General features: G+C 66.1%; 16 protein-coding genes. 7 read left to right on the plus strand and 9 right to left on the minus strand.

What is annotated here, in order from left to right; translation table 11 throughout:
* The first annotated feature begins 67 nt into the window (after positions 1-67).
* The 7 genes from FIU66_RS09485 to FIU66_RS09515 all read left to right on the plus strand — a co-directional run bounded on the left by FIU66_RS09485 (position 68) and on the right by FIU66_RS09515 (position 5,718).
* The gene (locus FIU66_RS09485) at positions 68-664 is read left to right on the plus strand and encodes a LysE family translocator (RefSeq protein ID WP_167622474.1); all 597 of its coding nucleotides are present in this window, start codon (positions 68-70) and stop codon (positions 662-664) included.
* A 77-nt stretch (positions 665-741) separates the two neighbouring features.
* Positions 742-1,872 carry an aminotransferase class V-fold PLP-dependent enzyme gene (locus FIU66_RS09490; protein WP_167622475.1) on the plus strand — a complete coding sequence of 377 codons (1,131 nt, stop codon included), beginning with the start codon at positions 742-744 and terminating at the stop codon, positions 1,870-1,872.
* Positions 1,873-2,045: 173 nt separating this feature from the next.
* Positions 2,046-2,258: a hypothetical protein gene (locus FIU66_RS09495; RefSeq protein ID WP_167622476.1), complete on the plus strand. Its 213-nt coding sequence runs from the start codon at positions 2,046-2,048 to the stop codon at positions 2,256-2,258.
* A gap of 22 nt (positions 2,259-2,280) precedes the next feature.
* The gene (locus tag FIU66_RS09500; protein ID WP_167622477.1) at positions 2,281-3,282 is read left to right on the plus strand and encodes a sulfate ABC transporter substrate-binding protein; all 1,002 of its coding nucleotides are present in this window, start codon (positions 2,281-2,283) and stop codon (positions 3,280-3,282) included.
* Positions 3,283-3,284: 2 nt separating this feature from the next.
* A complete protein-coding gene (gene cysT / locus FIU66_RS09505) occupies positions 3,285-4,124 on the plus strand; it encodes a sulfate ABC transporter permease subunit CysT (RefSeq protein ID WP_370528910.1) in 840 nt (279 codons plus the stop codon).
* A complete protein-coding gene (gene cysW / locus FIU66_RS09510; RefSeq protein ID WP_167622479.1) occupies positions 4,117-4,986 on the plus strand; it encodes a sulfate ABC transporter permease subunit CysW in 870 nt (289 codons plus the stop codon). The genes cysT and cysW overlap by 8 nt, the downstream gene beginning before the upstream one ends.
* A 12-nt stretch (positions 4,987-4,998) precedes the next feature.
* Positions 4,999-5,718 carry a sulfate/molybdate ABC transporter ATP-binding protein gene (locus tag FIU66_RS09515; protein ID WP_167622480.1) on the plus strand — a complete coding sequence of 240 codons (720 nt, stop codon included), beginning with the start codon at positions 4,999-5,001 and terminating at the stop codon, positions 5,716-5,718.
* A gap of 6 nt (positions 5,719-5,724) precedes the next feature.
* On the opposite strand, the gene recN is transcribed toward FIU66_RS09515, so the two are convergent.
* The 9 genes from recN to FIU66_RS09560 form a co-directional block, all read right to left on the minus strand.
* Positions 5,725-7,371, minus strand: a complete 1,647-nt coding sequence (gene recN, locus FIU66_RS09520; RefSeq protein WP_167622481.1) for a DNA repair protein RecN — start codon at positions 7,369-7,371, stop codon at positions 5,725-5,727.
* A gap of 31 nt (positions 7,372-7,402) precedes the next feature.
* On the minus strand, positions 7,403-8,251 hold the full coding sequence (locus tag FIU66_RS09525) for an outer membrane protein assembly factor BamD (protein ID WP_167622482.1): 849 nt from the start codon (positions 8,249-8,251) through the stop codon (positions 7,403-7,405).
* Between the two features lie 155 nt (positions 8,252-8,406).
* Entirely contained in the window at positions 8,407-9,336 is a 930-nt protein-coding gene (gene lpxC / locus FIU66_RS09530) for a UDP-3-O-acyl-N-acetylglucosamine deacetylase (protein WP_167622483.1), read from the minus strand.
* A gap of 213 nt (positions 9,337-9,549) precedes the next feature.
* Entirely contained in the window at positions 9,550-11,121 is a 1,572-nt protein-coding gene (gene ftsZ, locus FIU66_RS09535) for a cell division protein FtsZ (protein ID WP_167622484.1), read from the minus strand.
* Between the two features lie 219 nt (positions 11,122-11,340).
* A complete protein-coding gene (gene ftsA, locus FIU66_RS09540; protein ID WP_167622485.1) occupies positions 11,341-12,675 on the minus strand; it encodes a cell division protein FtsA in 1,335 nt (444 codons plus the stop codon).
* A 4-nt stretch (positions 12,676-12,679) separates the two neighbouring features.
* Positions 12,680-13,633, minus strand: a complete 954-nt coding sequence (locus FIU66_RS09545) for a cell division protein FtsQ/DivIB (protein ID WP_167622486.1) — start codon at positions 13,631-13,633, stop codon at positions 12,680-12,682.
* Positions 13,621-14,556, minus strand: coding sequence for a D-alanine--D-alanine ligase (locus tag FIU66_RS09550; protein WP_167622487.1), 936 nt, complete (start codon positions 14,554-14,556; stop codon positions 13,621-13,623). The genes FIU66_RS09545 and FIU66_RS09550 overlap by 13 nt, the downstream gene beginning before the upstream one ends.
* A gap of 156 nt (positions 14,557-14,712) precedes the next feature.
* Positions 14,713-15,654 (minus strand): UDP-N-acetylmuramate dehydrogenase, encoded by a 942-nt coding sequence (gene murB / locus FIU66_RS09555; protein ID WP_167622488.1) that lies wholly within the window; start codon positions 15,652-15,654, stop codon positions 14,713-14,715.
* Positions 15,655-15,686: 32 nt separating this feature from the next.
* On the minus strand, positions 15,687-16,175 hold the full coding sequence (locus FIU66_RS09560; protein WP_167622489.1) for a DUF421 domain-containing protein: 489 nt from the start codon (positions 16,173-16,175) through the stop codon (positions 15,687-15,689).
* Positions 16,176-16,206: the final 31 nt, after the last annotated feature.

A 16,206-nucleotide genomic window follows, 5' to 3' on the forward strand; every position in this document is an offset into this window, starting at 1 on the left:
CATATTATATAATGTGAAATTAATATGGATTGTTTTAATATAATATATCTTTTCTGGATATATTATCATGATTTACTTTGGCGATATTCTTTTTATTTGCGGCCTGCATCTTGCAATAGCCGTCAGCCCGGGCCCCAATACCGTCGCAATATGCTGCAGCGCCAGCATGGTCTCGCGCAGGGCGGGCCTTTCGGTCGCGGCCGGGGTCGTGACGGCAACCGGGCTGTGGGCGGGCATGGCGCTGCTGGGCGCGGGCGCAGCGGTCGCACGTCACGAGCATCTTCTTGTGATTCTTCGCATCTCGTCAGGCGTTTACCTGACCGGGATCGGTCTTCGGATGCTGGTGACGCCGCCCGCCTGGAACAGCCCGCGGGCCTGCGGGCAACCCTTCCTGCTGGGGCTTTTGACGGCGCTGTCGAACCCGGTCGCGCTTGCCTTCTGGCTGGGAACATTCCTGACCGCGATGCCCCCGACGGCCACGGACCGATTTTACGCCACGATATTCGCGCTGATTATCCTGCAAAGCACGGCCTGGTATTTCCTGCTGGCGGTGCTGTCATCCTCGACGCTGCCCGGGCGGGTCTTCGGGGCGGCACGCAGCCTGCGCCAGATCGGGGCGGGGACGATGATCCTGATCGGGCTGAACGCCCTGATCGCCCATTGATCCCCCTGCGGCCTTTGGCTGTCTGGCAGCGGACCACGCCACGGGCTAGTCTGCCACCGATCGGACAGGAGAATGCGATGCCCCATCTTCACCCCCACATCGACCCGCAGGGCTTGGACGAATTCTCGGTCGTCTTCACCGACCGCTCGCTGAACCACATGTCGCAGCGGTTCCAGCAGGTGATGCGCGACCTGTCCGCCACCCTGCGCGAGGTCTATTCCGCCCACCAGGTCGCCATCGTGCCCGGCGGCGGGACCTATGCGATGGAGGCCGTCGCCCGCCAGTTCGGCACCGGCCACGCGCTGATCGTCCGCAACGGCTGGTTCAGCTATCGCTGGAGCCAGATCTTCGACATGGGCCGGTTCACCCGCGAAACGACCGTCGTCATGGCGCGACCCGCCGGGAACGAGCCCCAGCCCGCCTACGCCCCGCCCCCCATCGACGAAGTCGTGGCCAAGATCCACGAGACGCGACCCGATGCGGTCTTTGCGCCCCATGTCGAAACCTCGGCCGGGTTGATCCTGCCGGACGACTACATCCGTGCCCTCGCGCAGGCCGCGCATGATGTGGGCGCGCTGATGGTGCTGGACTGCATCGCATCCGGTGCCGTCTGGGTGGACATGAAGGCCACGGGCGTGGACGTGCTGATCTCGGCCCCGCAGAAGGGCTGGTCGGCATCGCCCGCCGCCGGTCTGGTGATGCTGTCGGAACGCGGGGCGGAACGGCTGTCGGAAACCGGCAGCACCAGCTTTGCGCTGGATCTGAAGAAATGGCGCGCGATCATGGCGGCCTATGAAGATGGCGGCCACGCCTATCACGCCACCATGCCCACCGACGCCTTGCTGGGCCTGCGTGACGCGATGGAGGAAACGCGGGCGATGGGCTTTGACGCGGCGCGCGATGCGCAGTGGCGGCTGGGCAACGCGGTTCGCGAGATGCTGGCCGAACGCGGTGTCAGGTCGGTCGCGGCACCGGGCTTTGCCGCGCCGGGCGTTGTGGTCAGCTATACCCAGGACCCCGAGGTCAAGAATGGCAAGAAGTTCGCTGCCGAAGGAATGCAGATCGCGGCAGGGGTGCCGCTAGCAGTGAATGAAGGCGACCAGTTCTCGACCTTCCGGCTGGGCCTTTTCGGGCTGGACAAGCTGAAGAACGTGGACGGCACTCTGGCCCGACTTCAGGCCGTTGTGGACAAGGTGATACCGGCCTGACCGGCCAATCCTGAACGACAAGGCCCGCCGCACTGGCGGGCCTTTTACATTTTGGAGAAGAATCTTCTTCTCTTGCCGCCCATCAAATCGACAAATCTTTACTCTTGCTAAAGACGACTTTTCCTGTCGTTATTTGCGAAATAAGCAGCCGGTGAGTTAGAGAAGCGAGCAAGATGACGATCCAAGGCCCAGGCTTCGACGCCAACCCGCTTTATTCGGTCAGCCTGATCGACCGGCGGACAGGACAGGTGCACCGCGTCAATGGTGCGCCGCTTCTGGCGCTGTCTCGGGAACCACAGGCAGCCGCGGCCTCGCTGCTCGAGGGGCGCGACCCCGATCTGTGGGAAGCCCGGATCCAGCCCCTCGCGACCCGGACGCGGCAATAAACAGACCTTCAGGAGACGGTTCATGTTCATCACACCTTCCAGCCGCTTTGGCGCCCCATTGTCAGCCTTGGTCCTAGCCCTGGCGGTTTCAGCCCCGGTCCAGGCCGAAACGCTGCTGAACGTCAGCTACGACCCGACCCGGGAACTTTACCGCGAGGTCAACGAAGCCTTTGCCGAGGCCTGGACTGCCGCCGGCAACGAGGCCCCTACCATCGAGACCAGCCACGGCGGATCCGGCGCGCAGGCGCGGTCGGTCATTGATGGGCTGAACGCGCAGGTGGTGACGCTGGCGCTGGCATCCGACATCGACCGCATCGCCGAGGCCGGCAAGCTGCCCGCCGACTGGCAGTCGAAGCTGCCGCATAATTCCAGCCCCTATACCTCGACCATCGTCTTCCTGGTGCGCGAGGGCAATCCCAAGGGCATCCAAGACTGGGGCGACCTGGTCAAGGACGGGGTCGAGGTGATCACGCCGAACCCCAAGACCTCGGGTGGGGCACGGTGGAATTACCTTGCCGCTTGGGCCTGGGCCGAGAAGAATGGCCAGGACCCGCAGGCCTTCGTGGCCGATCTTTACACCCATGTCCCGGTGCTGGACACCGGCGCGCGCGGATCGACCACCACCTTCGCACAACGCGGGATCGGCGACGTGCTGCTGGCCTGGGAAAACGAGGCCTATCTGGCGCTGAAGGAAATCGGCGAGGATCAGTTTGACATCGTCGTGCCCTCCGTCAGCGTCCTGGCCGAACCCCCGGTCGCCATCGTCGAAGGCAACATCGCCAATGACGCGCAGCGGGAACTGGCGACGGCCTATCTGGACTTCCTGTATTCCCCCGAAGGCCAGGCGCTTGCCTTCAAGCACTTCTACCGCGCCTGGGACGACAGCGCCGCCGCCCCCGAGGACGTCGCCCGCTTTCCCAAGCTGGACCTGGTCAGCATCGAAGATTTCGGCGGCTGGAAGAAGGTGCAGCCCGAACATTTCGGTGACCGCGGGATCTTCGACCAGATCTATACGGCGAAATGACCATGACCGCGCGACCCCTGGTCCACAAGACGGCGATGCCCGGCCTCGGCCTGTCGGCCGGCATCACCCTGACAATGCTGTCCATCGTCGTCCTGTTGCCGATCGGCGCCCTCCTTCTGAAGGGCGCCAGTTTCGGCCTGACGAACGTGCTCGAAGTCGTGGGACGAGAGCGGGTGATGGCCTCGCTTTACCTGTCCTTCAAGCTGTCCCTGCTGGCGGCCCTGTTCAACCTGGTCTTCGGCGTACTGCTGGCCTGGGTGCTGGTGCGTTACCGCTTTCCGGGCAAGCGGATCCTGGACGCTGCGGTGGACCTGCCCTTCGCCCTGCCGACCGCCGTGGCGGGTATTGCGCTGACCGCGCTTTACGCGCCGAACGGGGCGTTCGGCAGCCTTGCGCAACAGGTCGGCCTGAAGATCGCCTATACCCAAGTTGGCATCTTCATCGCCTTGGTCTTCGTGGGCCTGCCCTTCGTGACCCGCACCGTCCAGCCGGTGATCGAGGAGATCGAGCAGGAGGTCGAGGAGGCCTCGGCCACCCTTGGCGCCTCGCGCCTGCATACGCTGCGCCATGTGATCCTGCCGATGCTGACCCCCGCCGCCTTGACGGGCTTTGCCCTGTCGCTGGCCCGCGCTGTCGGCGAATACGGATCGGTCATCTTCATCGCGGGCAACATCCCGCTGCGCACGGAAATCGCGCCCTTGCTGATCGTGATCCAGCTTGAAGAATTCAACTATGACGCCGCAGCCGCCATCGGCATCGCCATGCTGGTGATCTCCTTCGCGATGCTGCTGGCGATCAACCTGATCCAGATCGTCAGCCGAAGGAAGATGGGCCATGTCTGATACCGCCCTGCCCCGCCCCGCCTTTCGCGCGGCCACCGACGAGGCGCCGCTGCTGCGCATCGCCCTGATCGGCATCGCGGTCGCGGGCCTGGCCGTCCTTGTCTTCGCCCCCCTGGCCGTGGTCTTCGCCGAGGCGCTGAAGCAGGGATGGTCCGCCGCGATCCAGTCCCTGGGCAACCGCGACGCGCGATCCGCGATCCAGTTGACGCTGCTGATCACCGCCATTGCCGTGCCCGCAAACGCCGCCTTCGGGATTGCAAGCGCCTGGTTCATCACCAAGTTCGACTTTCGCGGCAAGGCCTTCCTGATCACGCTGATCGACCTGCCGTTCAGCGTCAGCCCTGTCGTGGCGGGCCTGTGCATCGTCCTGCTGTTCGGCGCCAATTCCGCCATTGGCGGCTGGCTGGTGGCGAACGGCTGGCCCATCGTCTTCGCCATTCCCGGCATCGTGCTGGCGACGATCTTCGTGACCTTCCCCTTTGTCGCCCGCGAGCTGATCCCGGTGATGATCGAACAAGGCCGGGCCGAGGAGGAAGCGGCGCTGACCCTGGGTGCGTCCGGCTGGCGGACCTTCCGCACGGTCACGTTGCCCAACATCCGCTGGGCGCTGCTTTACGGCACGCTGCTGTGCACGGCACGCGCCATGGGCGAATTCGGCGCGGTGGCGGTGGTGTCGGGCAAGATCCGCGGCCAGACCGCGACCATGCCGATCACCATCGAGATGCTGTATAACGAATACCTGTCCGTCGCGGCCTTCAGCATGGCTGCGCTGCTGACCGCGCTTGCGCTTGTCACCCTGCTTCTGAAAACCATCCTCGAGCTGCGTCACGCCGACCAGCTTGCCGCCACCCGCCGCCATTAAGGGGAACCGTCCATGCATATCGACATCGACGAAATCGCAAAGACCTTCGGCGCCACCACCGCCCTGCATCCCGTCTCGCTGAGCATCCCCTCGGGCGCCCTGGTCGCGCTGCTGGGGCCGTCGGGATCGGGCAAGACCACGCTGTTGCGGATCCTGGGCGGGCTGGAATTCCCGACCTCGGGGCGCGTGATGTTCAACGGCCAGGACGCGACCGGCATGACGGTCCAGGAACGCCGCGCGGGCTTTGTCTTCCAAAGCTATGCGCTGTTCCGGCACATGACGGTCTTCGACAACATCGCCTATGGCCTGCGCGCCCGCCCGCGCGGCCAGCGTCCCCCCAAGGCCGAGATCACCCGCCGCGTCACCAAGCTGCTGGACCTGATCCAGTTGCCCGACATCGCGGGCCGCTATCCGACGCAACTGTCGGGCGGGCAGCGCCAGCGCGTGGCTCTGGCACGCGCGCTTGCCATCGAACCCCGGATGCTGCTTCTGGACGAGCCCTTCGGCGCGCTTGACGCCAAGGTCCGCAAGGAGTTGCGCCAGGGCTTGCGCGACATCCATGACGAAACCGGTTTGACCACGGTCTTCGTGACCCATGACCAGGACGAGGCTATGGAACTGGCCGACCTGGTGGTGGTGATGTCTATGGGCCGGATCGAACAGATCGGCCGCCCGCAGGACATCCGCAGCAAGCCCGCCACGGAATTCGTGCGCGACTTCATCACCGCCTGATCGGCGTCAGCCCTGCAACAGCGCCCGTGCCGCCCCTGTGGCGGCATCGGTGATCCGGTCGCCCGACAGCATCCGGGCGATCTCCTCGACCCGTTCGGGCGGCGACAGCGCGGCCACGGTGGATGTCGTCATGTCGTCATGCACCGACTTCGACACCCGGAAATGGTTCGCGCCAAGCGCCGCGACCTGGGGCGAATGGGTGACGACCAGAACCTGCGCATCTTCGGACAGACGCTTCAGGCGCCGCCCCACCGCGTCGGCGGTGGCCCCGCCCACGCCCCGGTCGATCTCGTCGAAGATCAGCACAAGCGCGTCGTTGCCGCGCGCCAGGCAGACCTTCAGCGCCAGCAGGAAGCGCGACAATTCCCCGCCCGAGGCGATCTTGTCCAAGGCCCCCGCAGGTGCGCCGGGGTTGGTTGCCACGGTAAAGGCCACGTCGTCGCGCCCGTCGGGGCCGGGTTCGCCCGGCGTGACAAGGGTCTGGAAGACCGCGCGTTCCATCTTCAGGGGCGCCAGTTCCGCAGTGACGGCACGATCCAGGGCGATGGCGGCCTCGGTCCGGGCACGAGTCACCTCGTCCGCCTCGGCGTCATATCGGGCTTCGGCATCCTCGACCTGCCGGCGCAGGGCGGCGATTTGGGCCTCTCCGGCGTCGATCTGGCCCAGGCGGCCGCGCAACTCATCCGCCAGACCGGCCAGGTCGTCGGCCAAGACATTGTGCTTGCGGGCAAGGGCGCGCAGGGCAAACAGCCGTTCCTCGGTCGCCTCAAGCTGGCTTGGGTCCACGTCAAGCGCGGACAAGGCATCCTCGACTCCGCGATGGGCCTCGCCCAATTCGACCAGGGCGCGGGACAGCGCGGCCAAGGGTTCGTCCAGCCGCCCCTCGGCGCGGTCCGACGCGCCCTCCAGCCAGCGGGTCGCGTCCAGCATCGCGCCCTCGGCCCCCTCGCCGCCCAGCATCTTCAGCGCGCGCGCCACGTCCTCGCGGATGCGGATGGCGCCCTGCATCGCGCGGCGGCGGGTGTCCAGCGTCGCCTCCTCGCCCGCCTCGGGAGACAGGTCGTCCAGTTCGGCAACGGCATGGCGCAGGAAATCCTCCTCGGCGCGGGCAGCGGTCAGGCGGGCTTCGGCCCCATCCAGATCGCGGCGCGCGGTGCGGCGGGCAGCCCAAGCCTCGCGCACCGGGGCAAGGTCGATCGCGCCAAAGGCATCCAGCAACGCCCGATGGCCGCGCGGGTTCAGCAGCCCGCGGTCGTCATGCTGTCCGTGCAGTTCCACCAGCGTTTCCGACAACTGCCGCAAGACCTCGCCCGACACGCGGCGGTCGTTGACATAGCCGGTCTTGCGCCCGTCGCCCGCGTTCACGCGGCGCAGGATCAGCTCGTCATCCTCAAGCTCGATCCCGGCATCCGACAGGACGGTGCGGGCGGGATGGCCTGCAGGCAGGTCGAAGACCGCCGTCACCTCGCCCTGGGTCGCACCCTGCCGCACCAGATCGGCCCGGCCGCGCCAGCCCAGCACGAAGCCCAGGCAATCCAGCAGGATCGACTTCCCCGCCCCGGTTTCGCCGGTCAGCACGTTGAGGCCGGGGCCGAAGGCAAGCCCCAGCCGGTCGATCAGCAGCATGTTCCGGATGTCGAGCGATCGCAGCATGGCTTGTCCTTCAGGGGGCGGATTCCCGCCTTTACAGCCACCGCCCCTGGATCATCTGGCGATAGACATTCGTCAGCCAATTGTCGCCGCGCGCCTCGGGTTCCAGGCCGCGACCGCGAAGCTGCCGATAGGCGTCCTGGTAGAAGGGCGAGGACTGGAAGTTATAGCCCAGGATCGCGCCAGCCGTCTGCGCCTCGTCCGTCAGACCAAGCGCCAGATAAGCCTCGACCAGCCGCAGCAGCGCCTCGGGCGTCTGGGTCGTGGTCTGGAACTCCTCGACCACGACGCGGAAGCGGTTGATGGATGCGGCATAGTGCCCGCGCTTGAGGTAATAGCGCCCGATCTCCATTTCCTTGGCCGCCAGATGGTCGAAGGCAAGATCGAACTTCAGGATGGCGCTGCGGGCATATTCGCTGTCGGGATATTGCTCGATGACGCTGCGGAGGGACTGCAATGCCTGGAAAGTCAGGCCCTGGTCGCGGCCCACCTCATCGATCTGGTCGTAATAGGACAAGGCCAGCAGGTATTGCGCATAGGCCGCGTCCTCGTCACCTGGATAGGTGTCTATGAAACGCTGCGCGGCACCCCGCGCCTCCTCGTAGTTCTGGGCGCGGTGGTTGGAATAGGCCTGCATGATCAGCGCGCGCTTGGCCCACTCGGAATATGGATAAAGCCGCTCGACCTCGCTGAAATAGAAGACCGCGTCCTCGGGCTTGCGGCTGTTCTCCAGCTCGAACTCGCCGCGCTTGTAGATTTCCTCGGCGGTGAAGCGGTCCAGGTTCCGCCTGTCCGCATCCGAGGATCCGGACCCAGAACAACCCGCAAGCACCAAGCAAAGAGCCGCCGCCATCGTGGAAGCCAAGATTTTCGAGCGCGCCATCTTCACCCTGCCTAAGACTTCTTCCTTGCAACCGACCCTGTGCGGCAGGGTTGCCCGGACCCTCTAGCACAGAACATCAGGGGGCGCAAAATGGCAATCCGTTGAATATCGTGCGGCTTTCGGCGCCCTGCCTGACGTAGCGGAAGGCCGCCCCTTCAGGCGGCCGCCCAAGCCGTCGCGGCCAGGTCATAGGCGGCGATTCCCGCGCCCGGCAACCGATCCTCAAGCGCGGGCGAACAGGTTTCCCAAGTCCAGGCGGCCGGATCCGCGAACAGCGCCCGCAGCAGCTTGTTGGTCATGGCATGACCCGCCCGATGCCCGGTATAGCGCGCCAGCAGCGGCGCCCCGGCAAGCGCCAGATCGCCCACCGCGTCCAGCATCTTGTGGCGCACGGCCTCGTCCGCATGGCGCAGGCCGCCCGGCGACAGGACGCGGGGGCCATCGACGACCACGGCGTTCAGGTAGGTGCCGCCCAGGGCCAGCCCGTTCCGGCGCATCGCATCCACATCGGCTTGGCGGCAGAAGGTGCGGCTGTCGGCAAGTTCGCGCAGAAAGGCGCCGTTGGCCATGTCCAGCCGCTTTTCCTGATGGCCGATGGCGGCATCGGTGAAGTCGATCTGGAAATCGATCTCAAGATGATCGGCCGGGGTCAGCCGGGCAAAGGCGTCTCCCTCGCGGACCTCGACCGGGCGCAGCACGCGGATCGCCCGCAGGTCGGCCTGTTGCAGCGCGATCCCGGCGCGCAGGATGCCGCGGACGAAGGGCGCTGCCGATCCGTCCAGGATCGGGACCTCGGGACCGTCGACCTTGACCAAGGCATTGTGGATGCCGGTGCCTGCCAGGGCAGCCATCACATGCTCGACCGTGGAAAGGGTCGTGCCCTTTCCGTCGTCCATCAGGGTGCAAAGCTTCGACGGCCTCACGTGGTCCCAGCGAGCGGGAATGTCCACGGCAGGTGACAGGTCGGTGCGGCGGAAGACGATGCCGTGACCCGCAGGCGCGGGATGGATCTCAAGCCGGGCGGGGGCCCCGGAATGCAGGCCCACACCTTGAAACGCAACCATCTTCTTCAACGTCGCCTGCATGACAACAGCCTTCAACCAAATGCGACAGATAACCTTGTCGCTCAACGGATCACCTAGGCCCAAGGTGCCAAGCGTTCAATTAACGAATTGTAACGGCATGAAACATTCGGATGCACCCTTGCGGCAGGCCACGACAGGCCCGTCGAAAGATGTGATCGGCAAGAAAAAGGGCCGCCCAAGGCGGCCCTTTCCCGGATCGTCACGATAGCGGATTCAGTTCGCCTGGCGGCGCAGGAAGGCAGGGATTTCCACATTGTCCTGGGCCGAGTCGGGGCTGGCCAGATCGTCGAAATCGGTTTCCTGCTGGCGGGCACGAACCGCCACACGTTCGTTCACGCGTTCGGAAATCGAGGCCGCCGGGGGTTTCGCGCTGTGGTCGGCATGGCCTGCCATCCGCTCCAGCATCCGGCCAAGACCGGCCATGCGGCTTTGCGGGCGCGCGGGTTCCTGCGGCTGCGGTGCGGGGGCCTGCTGACGCTCGCCCTTGTGCTCGACCGCGCGACGCAGGCGCTCCAGCGTCTCGGGCGAGGCCTGGCCGCGCGAAGCGCCCTGGGGGGCGCGCGGCGCGATGAAGCCCGCGTCCTCCTTGACGTTCAGCATCGCCGGCTGGGCCGGTTCCTTGCGCTGATAGGCGGGGGCGGGCATGTCATCCTCGACCCGGGCGGCGGGTGCGGCGGGCTGGGTCAGCGGCGGGGCCACGCGGCGCGGCGGCAGGTCGTCCTGCTGGGCGGCGGGCTCGACCTTCTGGGACACGGCGGGGTTCTGGGTCAGCGGTTCGGCCATGCTGCGGCGGGGTGCGGGAACCTCGGCCACGCTTGCGGCCGCGTCGATGCCGGTTGCCACGACCGACACGCGGATCGAGCCGTCCATGTCCGGGTCCAGCGTCGATCCGACGATGATGTTGGCGTCGCTGTCGACCTTGTCGCGGATGACGTTGGCGGCCTCGTCCAGTTCGAACAGGGTCATGTCATAGCCGCCGGTGATGTTGATCAGCACGCCCTTGGCGCCGTTCAGGCTGACCTCGTCCAGCAGCGGGTTGGCGATGGCGCGTTCGGCGGCTTCCTGGGCGCGGTTCTCGCCCGAGGCTTCGCCGGTGCCCATCATCGCCTTGCCCATCTCGTCCATGACAGAACGCACGTCCGCGAAATCAAGGTTGATCAGGCCCGGCTTGACCATCAGGTCGGTCACGCCCTTGACGCCCTGATACAGCACGTCGTCGGCCATGGCGAAGGCTTCGGTGAAGGTGGTCTTTTCGTTGGCGATGCGGAACAGGTTCTGGTTGGGGATGATCAGCAGCGTGTCCACGACCTTGTGCAGGGCCTCGATCCCCTCGTCGGCCTGGCGCATCCGCTTGGTGCCCTCGAACTGGAAGGGCTTGGTCACGACGCCGACGGTCAGGATCCCCATCTCGCGCGCGGCCTGGGCGATGATCGGGGCAGCGCCGGTGCCGGTGCCGCCGCCCATGCCCGCCGTGATGAAGCACATATGCGCGCCCATCAGGTGATCAACGATATCCTCGATCGTTTCCTCGGCGGCCTTGGCACCGATCACGGGCTTGGCGCCGGCACCCAGGCCTTCGGTCACCTTCGGACCCATCTGGATGCGGTTGGTCGCGCGCGAGCTGGCAAGCGCCTGCGCGTCGGTATTGGCCACCACGAACTCGACCCCGTCGAGGTTCTTCTCGATCATGTTGTTGACCGCGTTGCCGCCCGCGCCGCCAACACCGAAGACGGTGATACGGGGCTTCAGCTCGTCTTCGTCGTTCATCATCAGATTGAGGTTCATGGTTCCGCCTGTTTTTGCTATGTCGACGGGTCCTGTCCTGCCGCCCGTCGAATCCCTCGTATCAGTTCCAATCCTAACGGCCGGCCGCCGCTGCGTCACTTAAAAAGAGGCCGCCCACCCCAAAATCTGGTGGTATTTGCTGGGGTTTTCGGCGGTATCTTGCCAATTCGGTTGAATGCGGTGCCCCGCCTTCAATCGACCCATAACGGCCCCATGCCCTTACCAGTTGTTCCTGAACCAGCGATAAGCGCGGCGCAGGCTGCGGGTCGGATAGCTGCTGGCAGGCATCTCGAAATCCCACCATTCGTCCTGCGGATGTGCCGCGAACAGCGCCAGGCCGACGGCGCTGGAAAAGCCGGGATCGGTGAATTGGTGCGCCAGCCCATCGATCCGTAGGGGCCGCCCGCAGCGGACGTTCGGACCCAGGATGCGGGCCGCCAGTCCGTCCAGACCGGGGATCTGGCTGCCTCCGCCCGTCAGCACGATCTGCTGGCTGGGCATGGCGTCAAAGCCTGCGGCATCAAGCACTTCGCGCACGCCTTCCAGAATCTCCTCGACGCGCGGACGCATGATCCCGATCAGGTCGGCGCGGCTGACCGACCGGCGGTCCGTGTCCCATTCGCCGCTGCCCGTGCCGATCTCCAACAGGTCGCGGTCGTCTCGACCGGTGGCCTCGAGGCCGCCGTTCAGGGTCTTCAGCCGCTCGGCCACGGGCAGCGGAACCCGCAACCCCTGGGCGATGTCCTGCGTGACAAGCTGGCCGCCGATGTTAACATTGTCGGCGAAGATCATGTGTTTCTTAATGAAAATCGACACCCCGGTGCCGCCGCCGCCAAAATCGATGCAGGCTGCCCCCAGTTCCTGCTCGTCCTCGACCAGCGAAGCCCGCGCCGACGCATAAGAGGCTGAGGCCACCCCCGCCAATTCAAGGTCGCAGCGCCGGATGCATTGGATCAGGTTGCCGATAACGTCGCCATCGACCGTCAGCACATGCATGTCGCAGGACAGCCGATTGCCGACGTGATCGCGCGGATCACCCAGGCCGGTGCGGTTGTCGACGGCGAAATTGACGGGCTGGGCGTGCAGCACCTCGCGCCCGCGCCCGAAATCGGGCGCATCGCAGGCCGCCATCACCGACGCCACGTCATGATCATGGACCCGCCCAGCATCCAGGTTGATCTCGCCCGCTAGGCCATAGGACGAGGGACGCCCCCCTGAAAGGCAGGCGATGACGTGATCGACCCGTACGCCCGCGACCTTCTGGGCGGCGGCGACGACGGTGCGGATCGCGCGTTCGGTTTCGGCCATCACGTCGATCTCGCCCCGGCGCATCCCGCGCGATCGGGTCGAGGCCGCGCCGATCACGCGAAAGTTCACCTGCCCCGCCATCGGTCCCACGCCGTCGGTCTCGCGGAAGGTGCCGGTGCCGTCGAAGCGCAGCACCAAGCAGGCGATCTTGGACGTGCCGATATCCAGGATGCCGATCACGCCGCGTTGCAGGGCCGCCCGGCGAATGTTCCGCATCGCCCGCTGCGTTTGATAAAGTTCCGCCATCGCCTCAGCCTCCCTTCTTTTCTTCTTCTTGAATGATCTTGCCGTCAGGCCCCAGCAGCGGCTCTCCACGCGCTTGCCGCAGACTGTTGCGCGCATCGATGCCCAGCCGCATCACTGGTTGCGACGGGTTGCGGAGGTCGATCGCCGCAATGTCGCGGCCCAGCAGATCCTGCGCGCGATCCAGGGCAATCGCTGCCTCAAGCGCGGTCAGCGCGCCCTGGGCGGGCAGCATGATCCGCTGGCCCTGATCCAGCACCAGATCCCAGCGGCGCTCTCCCCGGCGGACCAGGCCGCGGACGCGGGGCAGGATCGGCCCTGCCGCGTCGATCAGGGCCAAGGCCTCGGGGACTGCCATGTCGGCGCTTTCGCCCGCGATCAGCGGCAGGTCGGGGCGCACGTCGCGCGCGGTGACCGAGGCGACGCGGTGACCCGTCTTGTCCAGGATCTCGATCCCGCGGGCATGGCGCCACAGGATCGCCGGTTCGCGTTCCTTGACCACGGCCGACAGGATGCCCCCCGGCTTGATGCGCAGGTCTACGGATTCGATCACGTCCAGCTGCATCACCTGCAGGCGCAACGCCGTCAGGTCGATGTCGAAGCTGGAAGCCGGCAGTTCCACCGGCAGCATGGCCCGCAAAGCCTTGTCCACCACGGGCGAGGCACCTTCAACCATCATGGTGCGGACCTGGAACTCCTCGCGGCTTTGCACCTTGTGCATGACCTGCTGCACGCCGTCCGACAGCAGGGCGCGCCGATCCTCGTCCGCAAGCCACAGGCCGGCGGTCATGGCGACCAAGAATGCCGGCACGCCGATGCGCAAGGTCCGCCGCCAGATCGGGCGCAGCCACATGCGCTCCAGCCGGTATTGCAGCCGCGTCGGCGCCGGGTCGCGCTTGACGCGGTCCCCCTGCGGCTGTGGCTGGGGGCGGTTCGGGCGATGGTCGATCACCTCGGGCATAGCGCGTCCTCGACCATCCAGCGCATCAGGTCGGGGAACCCGATCCCGGCATGGGCCGCCTGTTCGGGCGCAAGCGAGGTCGGCGTCATGCCCGGCTGCGTGTTCACCTCGAGCAGGATCAGGCCGTCCAGCCCGCGCGTGTCGTCCCAACGGAAGTCGGTGCGCGACAAGCCGCGGCAGCCAAGCGCCCGGTGCGCGCGAACCGCGTAGTCCAGGCAGGCTTGGGCGATCTGGGCCGGAATATCGGCGGGGATGATGTGGCGCGACCCGCCGACGGAATACTTGGCGGCGTAATCATACCAGCCCTCGGTCACGATCTCGGTGACGCCAAGGGCGCGGTCGCCCATCACGGCGGTCGTCAATTCGCGGCCGGGGGCATAGGCTTCGACCATGACATGCCGGGGCATGGTATCGGCCAGTTGCGGCGGCTGATTCGCGCCGTCATGGACGATATAGACGCCGACCGACGAACCCTCGTCATTGGGCTTGACCACATAGGGCGGCGTCAGGACGTGACGGGCGCGAACCTCGGCCGCGCAGGCGATCACGCTTTCGACCACCGGCAAACCAGCCGCCCGCAGCGCATCCTTGGCCCGCGTCTTGTCCATCGCCAGGGCCGAGGCCAGCACGCCCGAATGGGTATAGGGCAGGTCCAGCCATTCCAGGATCCCCTGGACGCAGCCATCCTCGCCCCAGCGGCCGTGCAGGGCATTGAAGACCACGTCGCAGCGAAGACCGGCCAGGACAGCCACCAGATCGCCGCCCCGTTCAGGGCCAAGCTCGACCTCGATCACCTCATAGCCCGCCACCCGCAGCGCATCCGCGCATTCGCGCCCCGATGACAAAGACACCTCGCGTTCAGCCGAGGGTCCGCCCATCAGAACGGCTACGGTATGGGCTGTCCTGCTCGACCTGCCCGCCACGTTTCGCCTTTCGACCCGGTTGATCCCGGGATTTTCCTGTCCCCGCGCCGCCGGGTTCACCCCGATCTGCGCTTATGGAATCAGGATACCTGATGCACGGAAATCACAAAAGGAGATTTTTAGCTATCTGCCAAAGATTGTTGCGAAAATCGTTAATCAACTTGCAGTTGCACCCGGCAGAAACTCGCCCACCCGGATCACCTCCCACTGCAGATCATGGCCGCTGTCCTCCATGACCCGGCGGCGGACCAGTTCGCCCAGGGCCTCAAGCTCGGCCGCGGTGGCGCCGCCGGTGTTCAGCAGGAAGTTCGGGTGCTTTTCCGACATCTGCGCCCCGCCCCAGCTGTGCCCGCGCAGGCCCGCGCGGTCGATCAGCGACCAGGCCTTGAGGTCGTGGACGTCATCCGCCCGTCCGGTCGAACTGAAGCCTGCCGGGTTGCGGAAGGTCGATCCGGCGCTGCGCTCCTTGGTGGGTTGGGTCTCGTCGCGCCTTGCCAATTGATCCGCCATCCTGGCGTGCAGCGCATCGGGCTGGCCTTCCGTGGCGCGGAACGTCGCCCCGGTAAGCACGCAGCCCTCGGGCAGCTCGGCATGGCGATAGGCAAAGCGCAGGTCATCCGGCGTCAGCACGACCCGCTCGCCATTACGAGCGACTGCGCGAGCCTCGACCAGGTGGTCGGCGACATAGCTGCCATAGCAACCCGCATTCATGCGGACCGCCCCGCCGATGCTGCCGGGGATCGTGCGCAGGAAGGTCAGGTCGCAACCCCCATCCGCCGCGCGTCGCGCGACATGGGCGTCAAGCGCCGCCGCGCCTGCGGTGACGCGGTCACCTTCCACGGTAATGGCATTGAAGCCGCGCCCCAGGCGGATCACCACGCCCCGGATGCCGCCGTCGCGCACGATCAGGTTGCTGCCGACGCCAATCGGAAAGACCGGGATCGAAGGGTCAAGATCGCGCAGGAAATCGGCCAGGTCATCCTCGTCCGCGGGCTGGAACAGCCAATCGGCCGGGCCGCCGACGCGCAGCCAGGTCAGGCTGTCCAAGGGACGGTTGGGGGTCAGCGTGCCACGGGTGGGGGGAAGATCGGTCATCATGGCGGATGTGGTAGCCAGCGGGGCGGCCCCGGTCAACCATCGCCACCGTGGGCCAGTATGCTGAGGGATCCGTCGGTTTCCAGAACCACAGTGATGTCGCTGTTCAGTTCCGCATGTCCTGATTGGCGCATCGCGGCGCGGATTTCCTCCATCGTGACCCGTTGGCGCATCAATGCGCCGGGGACCGGCTTGCCCTTGCTGATCAGCACCGTCGGTTCCGCCTTGATCAGATCCTGGAACTGGTCCGACCGGACGGACAGCCAGGTGATGACGTATTGCAGCCCGACCAGCAGGGCGAAGGCGGCCAACCCCTCGACCAGCGGGACCGAACGGTTCAGCAGGACGGTCGCAAGGGTCGAGCCAAGGGCGATCGTCACGATCAGGTCGAAGGCGTTCATCTTGCTGAGCGTGCGCTTGCCCGACACGCGCAGCATCACCACCAGCCCGGCATAGGCCAGGGTGCCGACAAGGATGACCCTGCCAAGGCTGGCCCAGGTGTCGAAGAAGATTGGCTGATCCATTGCGTCCCGTTGGTCTGCCGGACAAGACCAA

The sequence above is a fragment of the Paracoccus sp. AK26 genome, from assembly GCF_011801365.1.
Lineage (GTDB): Bacteria > Pseudomonadota > Alphaproteobacteria > Rhodobacterales > Rhodobacteraceae > Paracoccus > Paracoccus aerius.

What these genes read in the sequence shown, in the direction of transcription:
- murB (WP_167622488.1), bottom strand. Translation starts at nt 15,654, where the DNA reads ATGATGACCGATCTTCCCCCCACCCGTGGCACGCTGACCCCCAACCGT.
- FIU66_RS09525 (WP_167622482.1), bottom strand. Translation starts at nt 8,251, where the DNA reads ATGGCGCGCTCGAAAATCTTGGCTTCCACGATGGCGGCGGCTCTTTGC.
- lpxC (WP_167622483.1), bottom strand. Translation starts at nt 9,336, where the DNA reads ATGCAGGCGACGTTGAAGAAGATGGTTGCGTTTCAAGGTGTGGGCCTG.
- FIU66_RS09515 (WP_167622480.1), top strand. Translation starts at nt 4,999, where the DNA reads ATGCATATCGACATCGACGAAATCGCAAAGACCTTCGGCGCCACCACC.
- FIU66_RS09490 (WP_167622475.1), top strand. Translation starts at nt 742, where the DNA reads ATGCCCCATCTTCACCCCCACATCGACCCGCAGGGCTTGGACGAATTC.
- cysT (WP_370528910.1), top strand. Translation starts at nt 3,285, where the DNA reads ATGACCGCGCGACCCCTGGTCCACAAGACGGCGATGCCCGGCCTCGGC.
- FIU66_RS09485 (WP_167622474.1), top strand. Translation starts at nt 68, where the DNA reads ATGATTTACTTTGGCGATATTCTTTTTATTTGCGGCCTGCATCTTGCA.
- FIU66_RS09560 (WP_167622489.1), bottom strand. Translation starts at nt 16,175, where the DNA reads ATGGATCAGCCAATCTTCTTCGACACCTGGGCCAGCCTTGGCAGGGTC.
- recN (WP_167622481.1), bottom strand. Translation starts at nt 7,371, where the DNA reads ATGCTGCGATCGCTCGACATCCGGAACATGCTGCTGATCGACCGGCTG.
- cysW (WP_167622479.1), top strand. Translation starts at nt 4,117, where the DNA reads ATGTCTGATACCGCCCTGCCCCGCCCCGCCTTTCGCGCGGCCACCGAC.
- FIU66_RS09545 (WP_167622486.1), bottom strand. Translation starts at nt 13,633, where the DNA reads ATGCCCGAGGTGATCGACCATCGCCCGAACCGCCCCCAGCCACAGCCG.
- FIU66_RS09500 (WP_167622477.1), top strand. Translation starts at nt 2,281, where the DNA reads ATGTTCATCACACCTTCCAGCCGCTTTGGCGCCCCATTGTCAGCCTTG.
- ftsZ (WP_167622484.1), bottom strand. Translation starts at nt 11,121, where the DNA reads ATGAACCTCAATCTGATGATGAACGACGAAGACGAGCTGAAGCCCCGT.
- ftsA (WP_167622485.1), bottom strand. Translation starts at nt 12,675, where the DNA reads ATGGCGGAACTTTATCAAACGCAGCGGGCGATGCGGAACATTCGCCGG.
- FIU66_RS09495 (WP_167622476.1), top strand. Translation starts at nt 2,046, where the DNA reads ATGACGATCCAAGGCCCAGGCTTCGACGCCAACCCGCTTTATTCGGTC.